Raw genomic sequence first — 18,825 nt, forward strand, 5'->3', positions numbered from 1 at the left:
GATGACACCGGGACTCATTTTTATGAAGCCCGGCACAAAAATAGCCTTATGAGGCCAGCAGAGCCCCGCTTGCCAGCTTGACCGCCAGCACCAGCATTATGATACCGACAACCATATCAATGACTTGCTGCACCCTGCTCCGGGCAAGCCAGGGAGAAAGCGCCGCCGCCCCGAAGGCCAGCCCGTAGAACCACACCAGGGAGGCCAGCATGGCGCCTGCGGCGAAGGCGGGTCTCAGATCCTCGGCAAACTGGCTGCCGAAGGAGCCGAGCAGCATCAGGGTATCCAGATAGACGTGGGGGTTGAGCAGGGTCACCCCCAGGGTCATGGCCAGCACGCTCTTGACCCCCATCAGCTGGGGAGAGTCCGCCAGGGCCGCCCCCTGCCCGCGCCAGGCACTGCGCAGGGAGCGCCCCCCGAACCAGCCGAGAAACAGCACGCCGCCCCAGGTCAGCAGCGCCAGTCCGATGGGGCTGGCCGCCAGCAGGTTGGCACCGCCAAACACCCCTATGCCGATCAGCACGAGATCGCACAGGCAGCAGAGGGTCGCCGTCAGCAGATGGTGGTTGCGGTGAATGCCCCGGCTCAGCACGAAGGCATTCTGGGCACCTATGGGGATGATCATGGCAAGGCCGAGGGTAAAGCCCTGCAGTGTGGTCGCGAACATGGACAAACCTTTGTGTGGGAGATCTGGGGGCACTATAAGGGGAGGCGTGAAATCAGAGAAATTCATTCATTTTCTGATGCATTCAAAAAACTGATAAGGCGGGGCGAAAAACGACATCTGGCAGGCTGTCAATTGCAGGATCTGACAATTGTGGCCCCGGGGGCCCGCCCCGAGAATCGCCAAAGTGACGGGATCGGCTTGGGACACTGGGTGATGGCGACAGAGGAGATGCCGAGCGACAGGGCAGCGTCGCCAGGCCGGCATTCACTGCAACAGTCTGGGGAAGTTGGTGACCACCACCTGCTCCAGATTCGGCAGCAAGATACCGCTGCTGACCCCCTTGGCGATGGCCTGGTAGCGATTCATCGACCCCGTCTTGCGGGTGACCTGGTTGAGGTGGTAGTTCACGGTGCGCTCGGTGATCCCGAGGATGCAGGCGATCTCCCCCGATGTCTTCCCTTCGCTGGCCCAGAACAGGCACTCGGTCTCCCTATCCGTCAGGGCCTCCTGGGGATCCTCCTCCCTCATGCTTTGACGCACTATCCGGATCGCCGCCTCGAAGATGTAGTTGGACATCCAGGAGAGGATGGGCGAGGACTCCAGCAACAGGTCACTGGATGCCCGTTCCCGGGTGATGAACGACAGTATGCCGTTCTCCCCCGTCGCCCCGTGCAGCGGAAACGAGATGCCGTTGCGCAACCCGAACTCCGCCGCCAGCCCCATCACGTCCATGCTCCCCTCTTGCAGGAAGCGCGCCTTCTCGTCCAGCCGGTTCCAGTAGATGGGCAGGGTCTGTGTGCGGGCGAGCTGGATGATGGGGTCGCAGGCCAGCATGTTGTTCACCGTGTAGGCCTGCACCCAGGAGTCCGGGCACTGGTTGAACAACACCACCTTGGGCCTTTGCATCGACATGGGCAGGATGAGCGCAAATCGATAGTAGTCGTAGCCCATTCCCAGGGTGAAGCGGCCGATCAGCTCGGCCAGCCGGTTTCCATCCGTTACCAGCGTGAAATGTTCCAGATACTCAAGCAGTTGGTCGCGTGTCATAGGCTAGCCTCCCCTGGCCAAGGCCTTGGATTATAGCGCCTAACCATGAAATGGAGAGACATGAATGCTTGTTTTCAAAGGAAAATTGAAAGAACACCCCAGATGGGAGGTCGAAAACGAGCTTTATCGCTTTCGCAAGCGCGTCTTCTCCGATCGGCTCGGTTGGGACGTGGAATCCCACCGGGGTCTGGAGCGGGACAGCTTCGACAAGCCCGATACCCACTGGGTGCTGATTGAAGATGAAGAGGGTCTGTGCGGCTGCATCAGGCTGCTCAGCTGCGCACAGGACTACATGCTGCCCAGCATATTTCCCGGTGCCCTCGCCGGCGAGCGTCCCCCGCGCGGCGCCGATGTCTGGGAGCTGACCCGGCTTGCCATCGATGCCGGCCGCGCTCCCGCGCTCGACAACGGCATCAGCGAGCTGACCTGCGTCATCTTCCGCGAGGTTTATGCCTTCGCCAGGGAACAGGGGATCCGGGAGCTGGTCGCCGTGGTCAGCCTGCCGGTGGAGCGCATCTTCCGCCGCCTCGGCCTGCCCATAGAGCGGCTCGGTCACCGTCAGGCGGTGGATCTGGGGGCCGTACGCGGAGTCGGGATCCGCTTCCAGCTGGACGAGCGCTTCGAGCGCGCCGTCAACCGTCCCCTGCGAGGGGAGTACGTCCCGGCCGGAGAGCTGCTCGGGATGAGCTGACCCCATAAAAAAATCCCGGGCTGACACCCGGGACCAAAACTCTCGCTATGGCCCGTTTCCACCCCATGCAAAAACGGACCGAATGAGTATCTTATGAATCTCACCTTATCTCTACTGTCACATCTCACAGTGACAGCCCGGGATGCCCCCACGCAGTGCCCACCGCCGGGCCAGGTTGTTCTCCCGCCCCCGCTCCAGTAGCATCCTTGCTCAATCCCCTTCTCTGATAAGGAATGCTGATGAAGACGCTGGACTACAAGCTGCTGCTGGCACTGGATGCCGTGATGCAGGAGCAGAACTTCGAGCGCGCCGCCCAGCGTCTGCACATCACCCAGTCCGCCATCTCCCAGCGCATCAAGCAGCTGGAGCAGCAGTTTGCCGAGCCGCTGATCATCCGCAGCCAGCCCCTGCAGGCCACGGCCCTCGGGCAGAAGCTGCTGGCCCACTACCGTCAGGTACGCCAGCTGGAGTTGGAGCTGGCGGGCGAACTCTCCCCCAGCGAGCCCCAGGCGCCGATCCGGGTCAGCATAGCCGTCAACGCCGACAGCCTGGCCACCTGGTTCCTGCCCGCCCTGGCCCCCCTGCTGGAACAGCACCCCATAGAGCTGAACCTGCTGGTGGATGACGAGAGCCGCACCCTCGACAAGGTGCGCGAGGGCCAGGCGTTCGGCGCCGTCAGCCTGCAGCCGCAGGCCCTGGCCGGCTGCTGCGTCGACGAGCTCGGCGAGATGCGCTACCTGCTGACCGCCAGCCCCGCCTTCGTCGCCCGCCACTTCCCCCACGGGCTCACCCCGGCGGCGCTGGCCAAGGCACCGGCGGTCGCCTTCGATCAGCGCGACGATATGCACGTCAGCTTCATGGCCCGCCACTTCGCCCTGGCCCCCGGCGGTTACCCCTGCCACACGGTGCGCTCGTCGGAGGCCTTCGTCGCCATGGCCGAGCAGGGGCTGGCCTGCTGTCTCATCCCCGAGTTGCAGATCCGCCAGCAGCTCGCACAGGGGCTGCTACTCGATCTCAGCCCGGATCTCCACCTGGTCGAGCGCCTCTACTGGCACCGCTGGGTGCTGGAGCGGGGGCTGCACAAGCAGATCTCATTGCGCCTGATCGAGCAGGGTCGCCGGGCACTGCAACCCCGCTGAGCGGGCCATTCACCTTGGCTTTGGAGGGGTAAAAACGTATAGTGCTGGGCGATCCTTCATCAGGTCTCCACCCAGGTTTTCCACTTCAGGTTCCTCACTTATGTTCCAAGACAATCCGCTGCTGGCCCAGCTCAAGCAACAAATCCGCGAAAACATCCCCAAGAAAGAGGGTGTGATTCGCGCCTCCGATCGGGGCTTCGGCTTCCTGGAGGTCGATGAGAAGACCAGCTATTTCGTGCCGCCTCCCTACATGAAGAAGGTGATGCACGGTGACCGGGTGAGCGCCCTGATCCGTACCGAGAAAGAGAAGGAAGTGGCCGAGCCGGATGCCCTGCTGGAGCAGGCCGTGGTCCGCTTCGTCGGCCGTGTCAAGATGTTCCGCGACCGCCTCAACGTGGTGCCTGATCACCCCCTCATCAAGGACGCCATCAAGGCCCGCGCCAAGAAGGGTCTGGACGAGAAGTCCTTCAAGGAAGGGGACTGGGTGGTGGCGACCCTCAAGCGTCACGCCCTGGTGGATGGCAACTTCTCCGCCGAGATCACCCAGCTCATCGCCGACAAGGACGATCACAACGTGCCCTGGTGGGTGGTGCTGGCGCGCCACAACCTGGCCCAGATCGAGCCGGCGGACCTGCCCGAGTGGAACGTCATCGAAGAGGAAGAGCTGCCCCGTCGCGATCTGACCCAGGTGCCCTTCTTCACCATAGATGGCGCCAAGACCAAGGACATGGATGACGCCCTCTCCATCCGCAAACTGGACAACGGCTGGGAGCTGCTGGTCGCCATCGCCGATCCGACCGCCTATGTGGCCGAAGGCAGCGAGCTGGACCAGGAAGCCGCCAAGCGCGCCTTCACCGTCTACATGCCGGGCCGCAATGTGCCCATGATACCGCGCACCCTCTCCGACGAGCTCTGCTCCCTGAAAGAAGGCGAGGAGCGCAACACCCTGTGCGCACGTCTGCTGATCGCCGAGGATGGCCTGCTGCTGGAAGAGACCGAATTCTTCGCCGCCCGCATCGTCTCCCACGCTCGTCTGAACTATGACGACGTCTCCGACTGGGCCGAGCACGGCAAGGCGCTGGACATAGACGCCGGCGTCCTGGCCCAGCTGCCGCTGATGAAAGCCATGACGGAGGCGCGGATCAAGTGGCGTACCGAGCACGCCCTGGTGTTCCCGGACCGTCCCGACTACGACTTCGAGCTGGGTGAGAACGGCGCCGTGCTGGCCATCCATGTGGAGCCGCGCCGCATCGCCAACCGGATGATCGAAGAGTCGATGATAGCCGCCAACATCTGCGCCGGTCGCGTGCTGGGCAAGAGCGTCGGCTACGGCATCTTCAACGTCCACACCGGTTTTGACGAGGAGTCCCTCGACGGCGCCATCGACCTGCTCAAGAGTGCCGAGGCCCCGTTCGAGAAGATCGATATCGCCAGCCTGTCCGGTTTCTGCGCCCTGCGCCGCTGGATCGACAGCCTGGACACCCGCTGGCTGGACGGCAAGATCCGCCGCTTCCAGAGCTATGCATTGATGTCCGCCGAGCCGGGTGCCCACTACGGCCTGGGGCTGGATGCTTACGCCACCTGGACTTCCCCGATCCGCAAGTACGGCGACATGGTCAACCATCGTCTGCTCAAGGCCGTCATCGCCGGCAAGACCCCGGGTGAGCGCCCGAGCCAGGAGCTCACCGAGCACCTGACTGAGTGCCGCCGCCTGCACCGCAGGGTGGAGCGCGACATCGGCGACTGGCTCTATGTCCGTTACCTCCAGGCCGCCGCCGGTACCGATCAGGTGTTCAACGCCGAGATCATCGATGTGATGCGGGCCGGCCTCAAGCTGCGTCTGCAGGAGAACGGCGCCGTGGTCTTCATGCCCGCCCGCCATATCCTGGACAACAAGGACAGGCTGGAGTGCAATTGGGACAACGGTCGCGTCTACCTGGACAAGACAGAAGTGGTCTATGAGCTTGGCCAGATCATCGAGGTGAAGCTGAGCGAGGCGGTGGAAGAGACCCGCTCCCTCATCGCCAAACCGGCGGTGGCCCTGGTGCCGGGTCCGGCACCGGAAGCACCGGCAGCCGAGAGCACAGCAAGCGAGAGCAGCGAGGCTGCGGCCGACGCGGCCCCCAAGGCGGAATAAGCCCCGCTCCCCTGCACGCCAAGAGCCCGCAATATTGCGGGCTTTTTTTATGGGCACGGCAACCTGGGCAGCAGCCTCAGAGGGTGTGGATGGGCCGGGTCGGCCTGTGCTTGTGGCTGTGCCGACACTCCCGTTTTTCGCAGCGGGTATTGGCAGGGGTCGCCAGGGAGGCCAATCAGGGCCTGCCAAAGGAGGCGGGACAGCGCTCAAGTGGCCGAAAGCGCGGGGAGCAAAACTGAAAGTGGGTTACAAAACCACTGATTCATTGATTAGTAGTTGATGATGATGCGAAATCCATCGCCGCCACCCTCTGAATTGCCGTCACCAGGCATGCTCCAATTGGCTACAAATTAAAAATTTGTGACAACAATCACATTGACACGAGGTTTGCGCAAATCATAAAGAGTGATATTGGTCACATTAAAAAGCCGTTCACGACGGGAAAGATCGAGATGTAGCCAAACTACAGCGCCTGAATGTGATCGGCATCACCATGAAGGGAGGGGGGAGGTCGGGGTATTTGAGAGCTGGGTCACAAGACACCCCGTTTTCAGCCTAATTTGATCACAAGCTGGTAGATTGAAGTTGCTTAGACGACAGGGATGGGGGTTCGGCAAAACCCGTCATCCCGACTACCACTTTCAATCACACAGGCTTAAAACGGGGTCCCGACATGTTATCACCGGATACCAAAGTCAAGATACAGAATTTTGGACGCTTCCTGTCCAATATGGTCATGCCCAACATAGGCGCCTTCATCGCCTGGGGCTTCATTACCGCCCTCTTCATCCCCACCGGCTGGCTGCCAAACGAAACCTTGGCCAAGCTGGTCGGCCCCATGATCACCTACCTGCTGCCCCTGCTGATTGGCTATACCGGCGGCAAGCTGATCGGGGGTGAGCGGGGTGCCGTGGTCGGTGCCATCACCACCATGGGCGTCATAGTGGGGACCGACATCCCCATGTTCATGGGCGCCATGATGGTCGGCCCCCTGGGTGGCTGGGCCATCAAGCGCTTCGACAAGGCGATGGAAGGTCGGGTCAAGAGCGGCTTCGAGATGCTGGTCAACAACTTCTCCGCCGGCATCATCGGCATGTTGTGCGCCATCCTCGCCTTCTTCGTCATAGGTCCCTTCGTCAAGGTGCTCTCCGGCGCCCTGGCCGGTGGCGTCGACTTCCTGGTCGCCCACGGTCTGCTGCCGCTGACTTCCATCTTCGTCGAACCGGCCAAGATCCTCTTCCTCAACAACGCCATCAACCACGGCATCTTCTCGCCGCTGGGGATCCAGCAGGCCACCGAGCAGGGTCGCTCCATCTTCTTCCTGATCGAAGCGAACCCGGGTCCGGGTCTGGGGGTGCTGCTGGCATACATGGTGTTCGGCCGTGGCGCCGCCAAGCAGTCCGCCGCCGGTGCCTCCATCATTCACTTCTTCGGTGGCATCCACGAGATCTACTTCCCCTACGTGCTGATGAACCCGCGCCTCATCCTGGCGGTGATCGCCGGTGGCATGACAGGGGTCTTCACCCTGACCCTGTTCAACGCCGGTCTGGTCTCCCCGGCCTCCCCGGGCTCCATCTTCGCCGTGCTGCTGATGACGCCGAAAGCCTCCCTCATCGGGGTGCTGCTCTCCATCATCGCCTCCGCCACCGTCTCCTTCCTGGTCGCAGCCGTGTTTGTTCGCGCCCAGCAGCCAGAAGCCGACGAGGCCGATGCCCTGGGTGAAGCCACCCGCAAGATGAAGAGCATGAAGGGTGCCAAACCCGAGACCACAGCGGCCAAGAAGCCGGGTGCCGAGCTGACTGCGGTGCGCAATATAGTGGTCGCCTGCGATGCTGGCATGGGCTCCAGCGCCATGGGCGCCGGCCTGCTGCGCAAGCGGGTGCAGGCCGCCGGGCTCAACATCAGCGTGACCAACCGCGCCATCGATCAGCTCGACGATCAAGTGGACTGGGTCATCACCCACAAGGATCTGACCGAGCGGGCCCGCCGCCATGCGCCTCACGCTCACCATATCTCCCTCTCCAACTTCCTCGACAACGCCCTCTATCAGGAGCTGGTGCAGAACCTCAGCCTGGCCAGGGCCGCCAACGACGACGTGGCCAACCCGCAACTGCTGGTGGCGGCCAACGACGACAGCTACGAGCCGCAGGCCGCCGAGGTCTTCACCCTGAGCCTCCAGGACGTGCACCTGGGCCTCAAGGCTGACAACAAAGAGGCCGCCATCCGGGCTGCCGGCAAGCTGCTGGCGGAGCGGGGCTATGTGGCGCCCGACTACGTCAACGCCATGCTGGAGCGCGAGCAGCTGGTATCCACCTACCTCGGCGAGTCCATCGCCGTCCCCCACGGCACCATAGCTGCCAAGGAGCACGTGAAGCGTACCGGCATCGTCATCTGCCAGTACCCGGCCGGGGTCGCCTTTGGCGAAGCCGCCGACGAGGTGGCGCGCCTGGTGATCGGCATCGCCGCCCGCAATGACGAACACATGCAGGTCATAACCCGCCTGACCAATGCACTGGATGAGCCCGGTCTCATCGACCGGCTGGCCAGCACCCAGGATCCCCAGGAGTTCCTGGATCTGCTGGGGGCCGTACAGGCTGCCTAATCGTCCTTCATCGTCTTTGGTTATAGAGGTTAATATCATGAAAACATTGCATTTTGGTGCCGGCAACATAGGCCGTGGCTTCATCGGAAAACTGCTGGCGGACGCCAGCCATCAGGTCACCTTCGCCGACGTCAACGAGACCCTGATCGATCAGCTCAATCACCGCCAGGAGTACAAGGTGCACGTGGTGGGCACGGATCAGAAGCTGGACGTGGTGCGCAACGTGGCCGCCGTCAGCTCGGCCGGGCACGAGGTAATAGCCCGTATCATCACCGCCGATCTGGTGACCACGGCGGTGGGCCCCAACATACTGGACAAGATAGCCAGCACCCTGGCCAAAGGGCTGCAGGCCCGCTTCGATGCCGGCAACCTGACGCCGCTGAACGTCATCGCCTGCGAGAACATGGTGCGCGGCACCAGCCACCTCAAGCAGGAGGTACTCAAGTACCTGCCGGTCGCGTATCATGCCACCCTCGACAACTGCGTCGGCTTCGTCGACTCGGCGGTGGATCGCATAGTCCCCCCCGCCGCGGCCAACGATGATCCGCTGGAGGTGACGGTAGAGAGCTTCAGCGAGTGGATCGTCGACCAGACCCAGTTCAAGGGGGCGCTGCCCCAGGTGGCGGGCATGGAGCCCACCGACAACCTGATGGCCTTCGTCGAGCGCAAGCTGTTCACCCTCAACACAGGGCACATAGTCACCGCCTACCTCGGCAAGCTGCGGGGCTATCGCACTGTGCGGGAGGCGATCGAGGATCCGCTGATCCGCAGCAAGGTGCGCCGCGCCATGGAAGAGAGCGGGGCCGTGCTGGTGAAACGCTACGGCTTCGATCCGCGCCTGCATGCCGCCTACATAGAGAAGATCCTGTCCCGCTTCGCCAACCCCTATCTGGTGGATGAAATCGACCGGGTCGGCCGTCAGCCACTGCGCAAGCTGGCGGCGGGGGACAGGCTGGTGAAGCCGCTGCTCGGTACCCTGGAGTACGGCCTGCCGAGCGACCACCTGCAGGAGGGCATAGCGGCGGCGCTGCACTACAACAATGCTGACGATCCCCAGGCGGTGGAGCTGCAGGCCCTGCTGGCGGAGCTGGGCCCGGCCAGGACCCTGGCCCGGGTGACCGGGCTGGATGAAGGCAGCGACATAGTGCGCGCCATCGTCTCCCGTTATGACACCTTGAAGTGACCCCATGGGGCGCACTCGCCGGCAGCCCGAGCGCATGGCGAGTGACGCCGCCCCATATGATAAAAACCGGGAGAGAGGCACTCTCTCTCCCAGTCAGCCGGACCTTAAGCACCTATGACCACACACCAGGAAGATGATGTACTGGAGCGACTGAACGAGCAGGATGGCCCTCGCGGCTTCTTTCTCGAGGTCGTGACCATCCTGGAAGAGGCGGTCGACTCCCTGATGCGGCGCGCGTTCCGCCAGGAGGAGTATGCCGTCAAATACGCCATCGAACCCCTGCTCAATCAGAGCGGCCCCCTCGGCCAGCTGGAGGTGCGCCTCAAGCTCATCTTCGCCCTCGGCCTCATCTCCCTCGAGCACTACCAGGATCTCGAGGCCTATCTGAAGATCCGCGATTTTCTGGTGCGCGACCCCAAGGATTATCGCTTCAGCGACAAGCCGATCCGCGACCTGCTAAGCCGCCTGCATGCCATCCATCAGACCAGCATGATGCCGCAGGATCCCCCGGCCAACGAGGAGGACTGGCCCCTCTATCAAATGCAGCTCAACCGGCTCGATCAGATGGTGCGCTCCGCACTGGTGCTGGCGGTGACCGACTGCGTCACCGAACTCCACAAAGAGAGCCCCATCTGATCAGGCCAGCCCGCTGAGGTTACTCCCGGGATACCGGCCTCCCCGAGGCCGCCTCTACCGGGTGTCAATTTGCCCTCCTTCCCCGCTACACTACTCCCAACCCCATCACCCACCCGAGGTTGGCATGATTGCACTCTCTCTCGCCGGGATCGCCCTGATCTCCCTGCTCGCCCAGTGGCTCGCCTGGTCACTGCGGGTCCCCGCCATCCTGTTCCTGCTGTTGAGCGGCCTCTTGCTCGGCCCGGTGACAGGCGTGCTCGACCCAGATCAACTGCTAGGGGAGCTGCTGTTTCCGCTGGTGTCGCTCTCGGTCGCCATCATCTTGTTTGAAGGGGCACTGACCCTGCACCTGACCGAGCTCAAGGGGATAGGCAAGGTGGTGCGCAACCTCTGCTCCACCGGTATGCTGATCAGCTTCGCCGTCATAGGCGCCGCCAGCTACTGGTTGCTGGGGCTGGACTGGCGGGTCGCCATGGTGCTCGGGGCCGTGCTGGTGGTGACAGGGCCGACCGTGGTCGCTCCCATGCTCAGCGTCATTCGGCCGGTGCGGGAGGTGGACAAGATCCTGCGCTGGGAGGGGATAGTCATCGACCCCATCGGTGCCCTGTTTGCGGTACTGGTGTTCGAGGCGGTGCGCCTCGGCAGCCAGGGGGATCTCATCGATCACACCCTGCTGGCCCTGGCCAAGACGGTGGGGGTGGGTTCGCTGATCGGGGTGGCTGCCGGCTGGATCACCACACTGATCATGCGCAAGGACTGGTTGCCGGTCAGCCTGCACAAGTTCGGGGTGCTGGCCCTGGTGCTGGTCACCTTCACCCTCTCGGACTGGCTCAGCCACGAGTCCGGTCTGCTGGCGGTGACGGTGTTCGGCATCTGGCTCGCCAACCAGGAGGGACTGGATCTGGAGGAGGTGCTGGCATTCAAGGAGGATCTGGCGGTCATCCTCATCTCTTCCCTCTTCATACTGCTGGCGGCCCGACTCGATCTGGCGCAGCTCTGGCAGCTCGGCCCCATGGTGCTGGTGCTGCTGTGCGTGGTGCAGTTCGTGGCCCGTCCGCTCTGCATCCTGGTCTCGACCCTGGGATCGGATCTCCCCTGGCGCGCCCGGGCCCTGCTCGCCTGGATAGCCCCCCGCGGCATAGTTGCGGCGGCGGTCAGCGCCTCCTTCGCCATCAGCATGCACGAGGCTGGCATTGAAGATGCCGACAAGCTGGTGCCCCTGGTGTTTGCCGTCATCATCTTCACAGTGGTGTTGCAGAGCCTGACGGCGACCCCATTGGCCAGGCTGCTCGGCATGCGCCAGCCAGCACCCGATACCTGGCTGCTGATCGGCGCCAACTCGGTGGCCCGCGCCATAGGCCGGGCGCTGGCGGATCAGGGCATACCCGTCCATCTCTCCGATCCGGCCTGGGAACATTGCAAGCTGGCCCGCATGAGCGGCCTGCCCTGCTATTTTGGCAATCCGCAATCGGAACACGCCGAGCTGCACCTGCCCCTCACCAGCATCCATACGGTGCTGGCGCTTTCCCCCAACCGTCACAACAACGCCCTCGGGGTGCTGCACTTTGCCCACCTGTACGGGGAGGAAAAAGTCCACTCCCTGCGCTCCAGCGAGCAGCACGGCAAGGCGAACCGGGAGAGCGCCACCTTCCGTGCACGCCAGGATCTGTTCGGGCCCGAGATGAATTTCGCCCGCCTGAGCGGCCTGCTGAGCCGGGGCGGCCAGATCAAGGCGACCCGCCTGAGCGAGGCCTTCGACTGGACCCAGTATCAGGACGCCAATCCCGGCGCCATTCCCCTGTTCATCGTCGATACCAGGGGAAAACCCCGGGTCGTCACAGGCCCGGTGGCGCCAGTGGCCGGGGAACTGCTGATCGCCCTGCAGCCACCACGGGAGCCCCAGGCGGCCTGATGCGCCGCCATCCGGTGATCCGGGCCTGCGACCGCCGCGGGCGACTAGACTTGAGGGTGGCGCCATGAGTCACAGGAGGATGTCATGACAGTCAGCGAATTGCGTGCGCTTCACCAGCAGCACAGATTCAGGGAGGCGGAGATCATGCATGACATCATCTCCCCCGGCTGGGTAGTGGAGTTTCGGGGTCAGGACGGCCATCTCTACATGATGACGGACACCCTGGGTTGCCCGATGAGTTTCTCCTCGACCGAAGAGGCTCGCGACCATATCCACCTGGTAGCCGATTGCCCCATCCAGGTCGAGCACCTCTATCGCTTCTTCGAGCGTTGAGGCAGACACCAGCAAAAAAGGCTCCACAAAGAGCCTTTTCTCATTCCGGCTGCAGTGGCTCGGCTTCCTTGCCCTCCAGCCGCCTGACCGGCTTTTGCAGGATCAGGTTGGCCGGGTAGGTCACCAGATCGCCGTTGTCATCCCGTACCCGCAGGTAGAACAGGCCTATCTCGGTGATGACGCCGGTGACTGAGTCATCCTTGTCGAGGATGCGGATCCGGTCGCCGATCTTGTAGGGGAAGGCGAAGAAGATGGTGATGCTGGCGGTGATGTTGGAGAGGATCGACCACTGCGCCACCATGGCGACGCCGAGCACGGCAAAGAAGGAGGAGGCGAGCACCACCAGCCGGGAGAAGTCGAGCCCCCACACCCCCGCCAGGATCAGCAGGGTGGCGCAGCCGAGCAGGAAGTGGAACACATGCTCCACATAGAGCACCCGGTTTTCGCTCACCTGTCGGCTCTGTCCTAGCGCCATCAGGCTCTTGTGAATGAGGCCGCGGATCAGGGTGTGTCCCAGCAACAGCAGCAGGGTCACACCAAAGGATTCCCATGTCGTCATGCGTGCTCCTTACCACCAGCGTCGATATTTGAGCCAGACCGCCAGCCCGGTCGCCAGCCCCACCAGAGATCCGCAGAAGATCCAGAAGGCGGTCGGGCTCTCGGCCCCGGGGATGCCACCCAGGTTGATGCCAAACAGGCCGGTCAGGAAGCTGGCGGGCAGGAACATCAGCGCCATCACCGACATCTGGTAGGCACGGCGGTTGGTGGCCTCCGCCGTCAGGTTGTTGATCTCGTCCGCCAGCACGGCGGAGCGAGCCACCCCGGCGTCCAGATCGTCCAGCCAGCGGCGCAGCCGATCGGCGATGTCGAGCAGGCGCCGACGGTCATCCTCATCCAGCCAGGTGAGCTTCTCGTTGGCGAGGCGCGCCACCAGATCCCGCTGGGGAGAGAGGTAACGGCGGATCATGATGAGCTGCTTGCGGATCCGCGCCAGTCGGCCGGTGGCGGGCAGCTCACGCATCAGCACTATCTCTTCCAGCTCCAGGATCTGATCGTGCAGCTCCTCGACAAACTCCCCCGCCCTGTCGGTCAGGGCATCGCAGATCTCCACCAGCCAGTCGGCGGTAGAGATGGCGCCGCCCCCCAGCGCCAACTGCTGGAAGACATCTTTTTCCGACAGCAGGGAGCGACGGCGACTGCTGAGGATGAAATCCGGGGTGATGTAGATGCGCAGCGCCACCATCTCCTCGGGCCTGTGATCCTTGTTGTGATTGATGCCACGCAGGATTAGCAACACAGTCTCCCCCATCCTCACCAGCTTGGGCCTGTTGCTCTGGCCGAGCAGGGATTCGCGCGCGGCGTCATTGAGCAAGGGGGTCTGCAACAGCCAGCGGGCCGCCTCCGGATTGCCGTAATCCAGATGCACCCAGCTGGGCTGGGCTGCCGGGATCTCGCTGCCTGTGGCAAGCGGGGTCATGCCCCCCTTGCCATCCAGGGTCAGACCATAAATTACGTCACTGGGCACCCGATCCATCTCGTCTCCTTCTCATTCATGCTCAGGCCCCAGCTTACACGAAAGCGGGGGCCGACTCAGCCCCACACCGGGAAGGGGCGTCTGTGCTACCATGCCCGCTCTCGTTTTATGCCCGTTTCAACTACAGGAAACCATGCCATGCCCATCTGGGTCGATGCCGATGCCTGCCCCATTCCGGTCAAGGAGATCCTCTACCGCGCCGCCCACCGCGCCCAGGTCGTCACCACGCTGGTGGCCAATCAGGGGCTGCGGGTCCCCCCCTCCCCCTTCATCAAGACCCAGCAGGTGGAGAAGGGATTCGATGTGGCGGATCATGTCATTGCCCAGCAGGTTCAGCCCGGCGATCTGGTGATCACCGGCGACATCCCCCTCGCCTCCTGGGTGATCGATGCTGGCGGCGAGGCGCTCAATCCCCGTGGCGAGATCTACACCCGCGAGACCATCCAGGCCCGGCTCGGCATGCGCAACTTCATGGAGGAGCTGCGCTCGGCCGGGGTACAGACCGGCGGCCCGGCCCCCTTCAACGCCGCCGACAAGCAGCGCTTCGCCAATGCCCTCGACAAATGGCTGCTCAAAGGCAAGCTGACCTGAGTCATCACAACGGGGGCAAGGCTCATGACCTGGCTGATGATGAGCCCCCTGCCCCCAGATGGCTGATAGCTCACCGCTTGCCGGCCCATCTTTCCCCATCACCTGGCGCCATTCTTGACCCGCAGACGGCGTCCACCCACTCCCCGTGCCAGCCCCGCTCATAAGATCCATTCCGGATATAACTTTTTGTGTCGATTTCGTCAAAAAACCATATTTTTAATTCTATCACTATCGATTGAATTATCAGCGCCGCTATCCTAGACATATTAAAACATCACAAATAATATTTTTGTCATTATGAATGATGCCAATTAATCCATGTCTAAAAGGATGCTTTAAATAACTACCAAATATTGAATATGCCTGATCGATAAAAATAAAACCCAATCATAACAACACCTTTTGTGATTTCATTATCCATTAAACATTGAGGCGGCCATAGCTGCAGGATTCGCTGTTCCTATACAGAAGTACCGGGATGATCTTCACTTCATATTAAGCACAGGGATTGAAGGGGAATATCAATGAGCAAGCCAATGAATGTATTTCTTTCACTGTTTTTCACTCTTTTCTTATTTAGTTGCGGTGGGGGAGGTGGCGGAGGAGAGGATAACCCAACCAATCCGGCGCCCGTCACCAAGTCACTGACCCGAATCGACATATCAGCCGACACCGCGGGTAACAAGGCGCGGGCCGAAGCCAACCCCAGCACCCCGCTCGGGATCAGCACCCAATACCTGGCCATCGCGACCTACAGCGACAACAGTACGGTCGACATCACGGAGCAGGCAAGCTGGAGCAGCTCGGACACCAGTGTCGCGACCGTAGATGAGAAGGGCCTGGTCACCCCCCTCAAGATGAGCGCCACGAAGATAACGGCAAGCTATCAGGGGATCACCAGCAACAGGTCTGAATTGACCATTACAGACGCCATCGCGACCAAGGTCACCATTATTCCCCCCACCGCCAGACTGGCCAAGGGGCTGTCACTGCAACTGCAAGCCATCGCCACCTTATCCGATGATACGACCAGGGATGTCTCGACCCAGGCTACCTGGCAGAGCAACAAACCGACCGTGCTGAAGGTCGATGCCAAAGGCAAATTGAGCGCCCTCGCTCTGGGCGATGCCATCGTCAGTGCGACTGTCCAGGGCGTCACCGGCCAGACCCGCATCTTTGCGGTCAACCTGACAGTCAGCAAAATCCAGATCACCCCGGCCAACCTGCAACTGGCCATAGGCACCAAAGCCCGATTGACTGCCATCGCCACCTTCAATGACAAGAGCGTGCAGGATGTGTCTACTCAAGTGGCCTGGCTGAGCAGCAACACCGCCGTCGCTACCGTCGATGGGAGCGGTCTGGTCAGCGGCATCGCCGCAGGGTCCACCACACTCTCAGCCAGCGTGCTAGGAGTCACGGGCAGCACCAGCATCCAGATCACCAATACCACTCTCAAGACCCTGCAAGTGATCCCTGCCGCAAGCACCATAGCCCTTGGCACCCGTACCCAGTTGCAGGCCATCGCCACCTTCACGAACAACTCAACCCAGAATGTCTCTGGCCTGGTGCAATGGAAGAGTAGCGACGCCACTGTCGCGAGCGTCAACAGTCAGGGGCTGGTGACTGGCAATCGCATAGGCCAGGTCACCATCAGTGCGACCTACGGCGCCATCAGCCGCAGTGCCACCCTGACCGTCACCAATGCCATGGCGACTGCCATCCAGATCACCCCCGCAGCCAGCTCGCTGCCCAAAGGGACCCGGCAGCAATTCCAGGCCACCGCCACCTTCAGTGACAGCTCATCACAGGATGTTACCGACCAGGTCGACTGGGACAGCTCGAATATCAGCATCGCCACCGTAGATCTGGAGGGCGAGGTGACGGCCGTCACCGAAGGGAATACCATCATCTCTGCCCGCTTCCAGAATGTTGTCAGCAACCCAGTCGTGCTGGAGGTCACCGATGCCACCCTGGAAACGGGAGGGCTCACCATCACGGTACCGCCCATGACCCTGGCTGCCGGCCTGACAGGGCAGCTTGCCGCCAGCGGCACCTACAGCGACGGCACCATCCGGAATGTCACCCACGACGCTCACTGGAGCAGCAGTGATCCCGGCATCGCCACCGTCAGCCTGACCGGCCTGGTCACTGCCGTTACCCCAGGCACGGCCACCCTCACCGGTACCCTGGATGGCCAAAGCGCCACGCTTCTGGTCACAGTCACCAACGCCACTCTCAAACCGAATGGGCTCACCATCACAGTACCTCCCCTGACCCTGGCTGCGGGACTGAGCAGTCAGCTGACAGCCAGCGGAGCCTACAGCGATGGTACCAGTACGGACGTCACGGCCAGTGTCCAGTGGAGCAGCAGTGATCCCGCCATCGCCACCGTCAGCCTGACCGGTCTGGTCACCGCTGTCGCCCCCGGCAGCGCCACCATCAACGGCATCCTGGACGGCCAGAGTGCAACCATCCAGGTCACCGTCACCAACGCCACCCTCAATGCCGGTGGACTCACCATCACGGTACCGCCCATGACACTGGCTGCCGGCCTCACCGGCCAGCTTGCCGCCAACGGGGCCTTCAGCGACGGCACGACAATCGATGTCACCGCCAGCGTCCAATGGAGCAGCGATAACCCTGCCGTTGCGAATGTCAGCCAGAGCGGGCTGGTTACCGCCGTCGCCCCGGGCATAGCCATCATCACGGGCACCCTGGATGGTCAGAGTGCAACCCTGCAGGTCACAGTTACCGATGCCACGCTCAACACCGGCAGCCTGACCATCACTGTGCCGCCATTGATTCTGGCTGCGGGCCTGACGGGTCAGTTGACCGCCAGCGGGACCTACAGCGACGGCACCACCCGGAACGTCACTGCCGATGTCAGCTGGGTGAGCGATGCCCCTTCTGTTGCCACCGTGGGTCTGCACACCGGCCTGCTCACCGCCGTCATCCCGGGCACAGCCACCATCACCGGCACCCTGGACGGCCAGAGTGCGACCATCCTGGTCACCGTCACCCAGGCAGTGCTGAACCCGAATGGACTCACCATCACGGTGCCGCCCATGACCCTGGCCGCCGGCCTGACGGGGCAACTGGCCGCCAGTGGCAGCTACAGCGATGGCAGCACCACTGATGTCACCACTGATGTCAGTTGGTCAAGCAGCAATAGCGCCGTTGCCACCGTGGGTCTGCATACTGGTCTGGTCACCGCCGTTGCTCCGGGTACCGCCATCCTCACCGGTACCCTCGACGGTCAAAGTGCCACCTTGCAGGTCACTGTCACCAGCGCCACGCTGAATCTGGGTGGGCTCAGCATCACAGTACCGCCCATGACCCTGGCCGCCGGCCTGACAGGACAGCTAGGTGCCAGCGGCAGCTACAGCGATGGCAGCACCCTCGACGTCACCACAGATGTCAGCTGGTCCAGCAGTGACACCGCCATTGCTACCGTGGGTCTGCATACGGGTCTGGTCACCGCCGTTGCCCCAGGCACAGCCATCCTCACCGGCACCCTGGACGGCCAAAGTGCCACCCTGCAGGTCATCGTCACCCAAGCCGTGCTCAACCCGAATGGCCTCACCATTACGGTGCCACCGCTGACCCTGGCCGCTGGTCTGACCGGCCAGCTCGCCGCCACTGGCAGTTACAGTGATGGCACTAGCGTGGATGTCACGACAGATGTCACTTGGACCAGCAACAATCCGATTGTCGCCGCCGTTGGCCTCAACACTGGCTTGGTGAACGCAGTACTGCCGGGGATGGCCGTCATCACGGCGACCCTGGATGGCCAAAGCACCACGCTGGTCGTGACTGTGTCCAATGCTGTTGTCACCAGCGTGGTGATTGAACCCATTAGCTCGCTGGCCGCTGGCACGACGGCACAATTCAAGGCCACGGCGACACTCAGCAACCTGGCGACGCTGGATGTGACGGCTCAAGCCAACTGGCAGAGCAGCGACCCTGGGATCATCACCGTCACGTCGGCTGGCATGGCTACCGGGGTCGCACCAGGGAGTGCCACCGTCAGCATCAACGTCCAGGGCTTTGTCGCCAGCCAGTCAGTGACCGTCAGCAATGCGGTGTTGACCAGCCTGGTGGTCAGCTCCACCAGCGACCTTAATGTGCTGAACCTGGCAAGAACCATCACCTTCACGGCCACGGGGCACTATTCGGATGGCAGCACCCAGGATGTGACCAGCAGCGTGATATGGCGCATGAACGGCAGTCTGCTGACGCTGGGACTGGGCAACACCTACGTGCTGGTTGCGCTCATCGGCGACACCAACTTCCAGGCGGAATTGAATGGCGTCTCCAGCAACATCCTGACTTATCCCGGCCTGTTGTGACGAA

14 protein-coding genes are annotated in these 18,825 nt (G+C 62.5%); 10 read left to right on the forward strand and 4 right to left on the reverse strand.

Going from position 1 to position 18,825, the window contains the following annotated elements; all coding sequences use genetic code 11:
• Positions 1 to 46: 46 nt before the first annotated feature.
• Together lysE and ACFWHB_RS19105 are read right to left on the reverse strand one after the other, a co-directional pair.
• On the reverse strand, positions 47 to 667 hold the full coding sequence (lysE, locus tag ACFWHB_RS19100; protein WP_163135743.1) for an L-lysine exporter: 621 nt from the start codon (positions 665 to 667) through the stop codon (positions 47 to 49).
• A 264-nt stretch (positions 668 to 931) separates the two neighbouring features.
• Positions 932 to 1,714 carry a LuxR family transcriptional regulator gene (locus ACFWHB_RS19105; protein ID WP_106885094.1) on the reverse strand — a complete coding sequence of 261 codons (783 nt, stop codon included), beginning with the start codon at positions 1,712 to 1,714 and terminating at the stop codon, positions 932 to 934.
• Positions 1,715 to 1,778: 64 nt separating this feature from the next.
• Here ACFWHB_RS19105 and ACFWHB_RS19110 point away from each other — a divergent pair, with 64 nt between their 5' ends.
• The 8 genes from ACFWHB_RS19110 (at position 1,779) to ACFWHB_RS19145 (ending at position 12,347) form a co-directional block, all read left to right on the forward strand.
• Positions 1,779 to 2,405 (forward strand): acyl-homoserine-lactone synthase, encoded by a 627-nt coding sequence (locus tag ACFWHB_RS19110; RefSeq protein ID WP_290029443.1) that lies wholly within the window; start codon positions 1,779 to 1,781, stop codon positions 2,403 to 2,405.
• Positions 2,406 to 2,644: 239 nt separating this feature from the next.
• Positions 2,645 to 3,544 (forward strand): LysR family transcriptional regulator ArgP, encoded by a 900-nt coding sequence (locus ACFWHB_RS19115; protein WP_111913447.1) that lies wholly within the window; start codon positions 2,645 to 2,647, stop codon positions 3,542 to 3,544.
• Positions 3,545 to 3,644: 100 nt separating this feature from the next.
• On the forward strand, positions 3,645 to 5,681 hold the full coding sequence (locus tag ACFWHB_RS19120; protein WP_395949048.1) for an exoribonuclease II: 2,037 nt from the start codon (positions 3,645 to 3,647) through the stop codon (positions 5,679 to 5,681).
• Between the two features lie 673 nt (positions 5,682 to 6,354).
• Entirely contained in the window at positions 6,355 to 8,283 is a 1,929-nt protein-coding gene (locus tag ACFWHB_RS19125) for a PTS mannitol transporter subunit IICBA (RefSeq protein WP_163148015.1), read from the forward strand.
• 37 nt (positions 8,284 to 8,320) lie between these two features.
• Entirely contained in the window at positions 8,321 to 9,466 is a 1,146-nt protein-coding gene (locus ACFWHB_RS19130) for a mannitol-1-phosphate 5-dehydrogenase (protein WP_395949049.1), read from the forward strand.
• A gap of 114 nt (positions 9,467 to 9,580) precedes the next feature.
• Positions 9,581 to 10,102, forward strand: coding sequence for an MltR family transcriptional regulator (locus tag ACFWHB_RS19135; protein ID WP_025325560.1), 522 nt, complete (start codon positions 9,581 to 9,583; stop codon positions 10,100 to 10,102).
• Positions 10,103 to 10,226: 124 nt separating this feature from the next.
• Complete coding sequence (locus tag ACFWHB_RS19140; protein WP_395949050.1) at positions 10,227 to 12,014, forward strand: cation:proton antiporter; 1,788 nt, start codon at positions 10,227 to 10,229, stop codon at positions 12,012 to 12,014.
• An 84-nt stretch (positions 12,015 to 12,098) separates the two neighbouring features.
• Entirely contained in the window at positions 12,099 to 12,347 is a 249-nt protein-coding gene (locus ACFWHB_RS19145) for a hypothetical protein (protein ID WP_025325558.1), read from the forward strand.
• Between the two features lie 40 nt (positions 12,348 to 12,387).
• On the opposite strand, the gene ACFWHB_RS19150 is transcribed toward ACFWHB_RS19145, so the two are convergent.
• Together ACFWHB_RS19150 and zntB are read right to left on the reverse strand one after the other, a co-directional pair.
• Positions 12,388 to 12,906, reverse strand: coding sequence for a mechanosensitive ion channel domain-containing protein (locus ACFWHB_RS19150; RefSeq protein WP_139744098.1), 519 nt, complete (start codon positions 12,904 to 12,906; stop codon positions 12,388 to 12,390).
• Positions 12,907 to 12,915: 9 nt separating this feature from the next.
• Positions 12,916 to 13,881: a zinc transporter ZntB gene (gene zntB / locus ACFWHB_RS19155; RefSeq protein WP_111910684.1), complete on the reverse strand. Its 966-nt coding sequence runs from the start codon at positions 13,879 to 13,881 to the stop codon at positions 12,916 to 12,918.
• Positions 13,882 to 14,019: 138 nt separating this feature from the next.
• Between zntB and ACFWHB_RS19160 the strand changes: the two genes are divergently transcribed.
• Both ACFWHB_RS19160 and ACFWHB_RS19165 read left to right on the forward strand, forming a co-directional pair.
• Positions 14,020 to 14,472: a YaiI/YqxD family protein gene (locus tag ACFWHB_RS19160; RefSeq protein ID WP_139744100.1), complete on the forward strand. Its 453-nt coding sequence runs from the start codon at positions 14,020 to 14,022 to the stop codon at positions 14,470 to 14,472.
• Between the two features lie 536 nt (positions 14,473 to 15,008).
• Positions 15,009 to 18,821 (forward strand): Ig-like domain-containing protein, encoded by a 3,813-nt coding sequence (locus tag ACFWHB_RS19165; protein ID WP_395949051.1) that lies wholly within the window; start codon positions 15,009 to 15,011, stop codon positions 18,819 to 18,821.
• Positions 18,822 to 18,825: the final 4 nt, after the last annotated feature.

It is taken from the genome of Aeromonas mytilicola subsp. aquatica (assembly GCF_044336385.1).
GTDB lineage: Bacteria > Pseudomonadota > Gammaproteobacteria > Enterobacterales > Aeromonadaceae > Aeromonas > Aeromonas rivipollensis.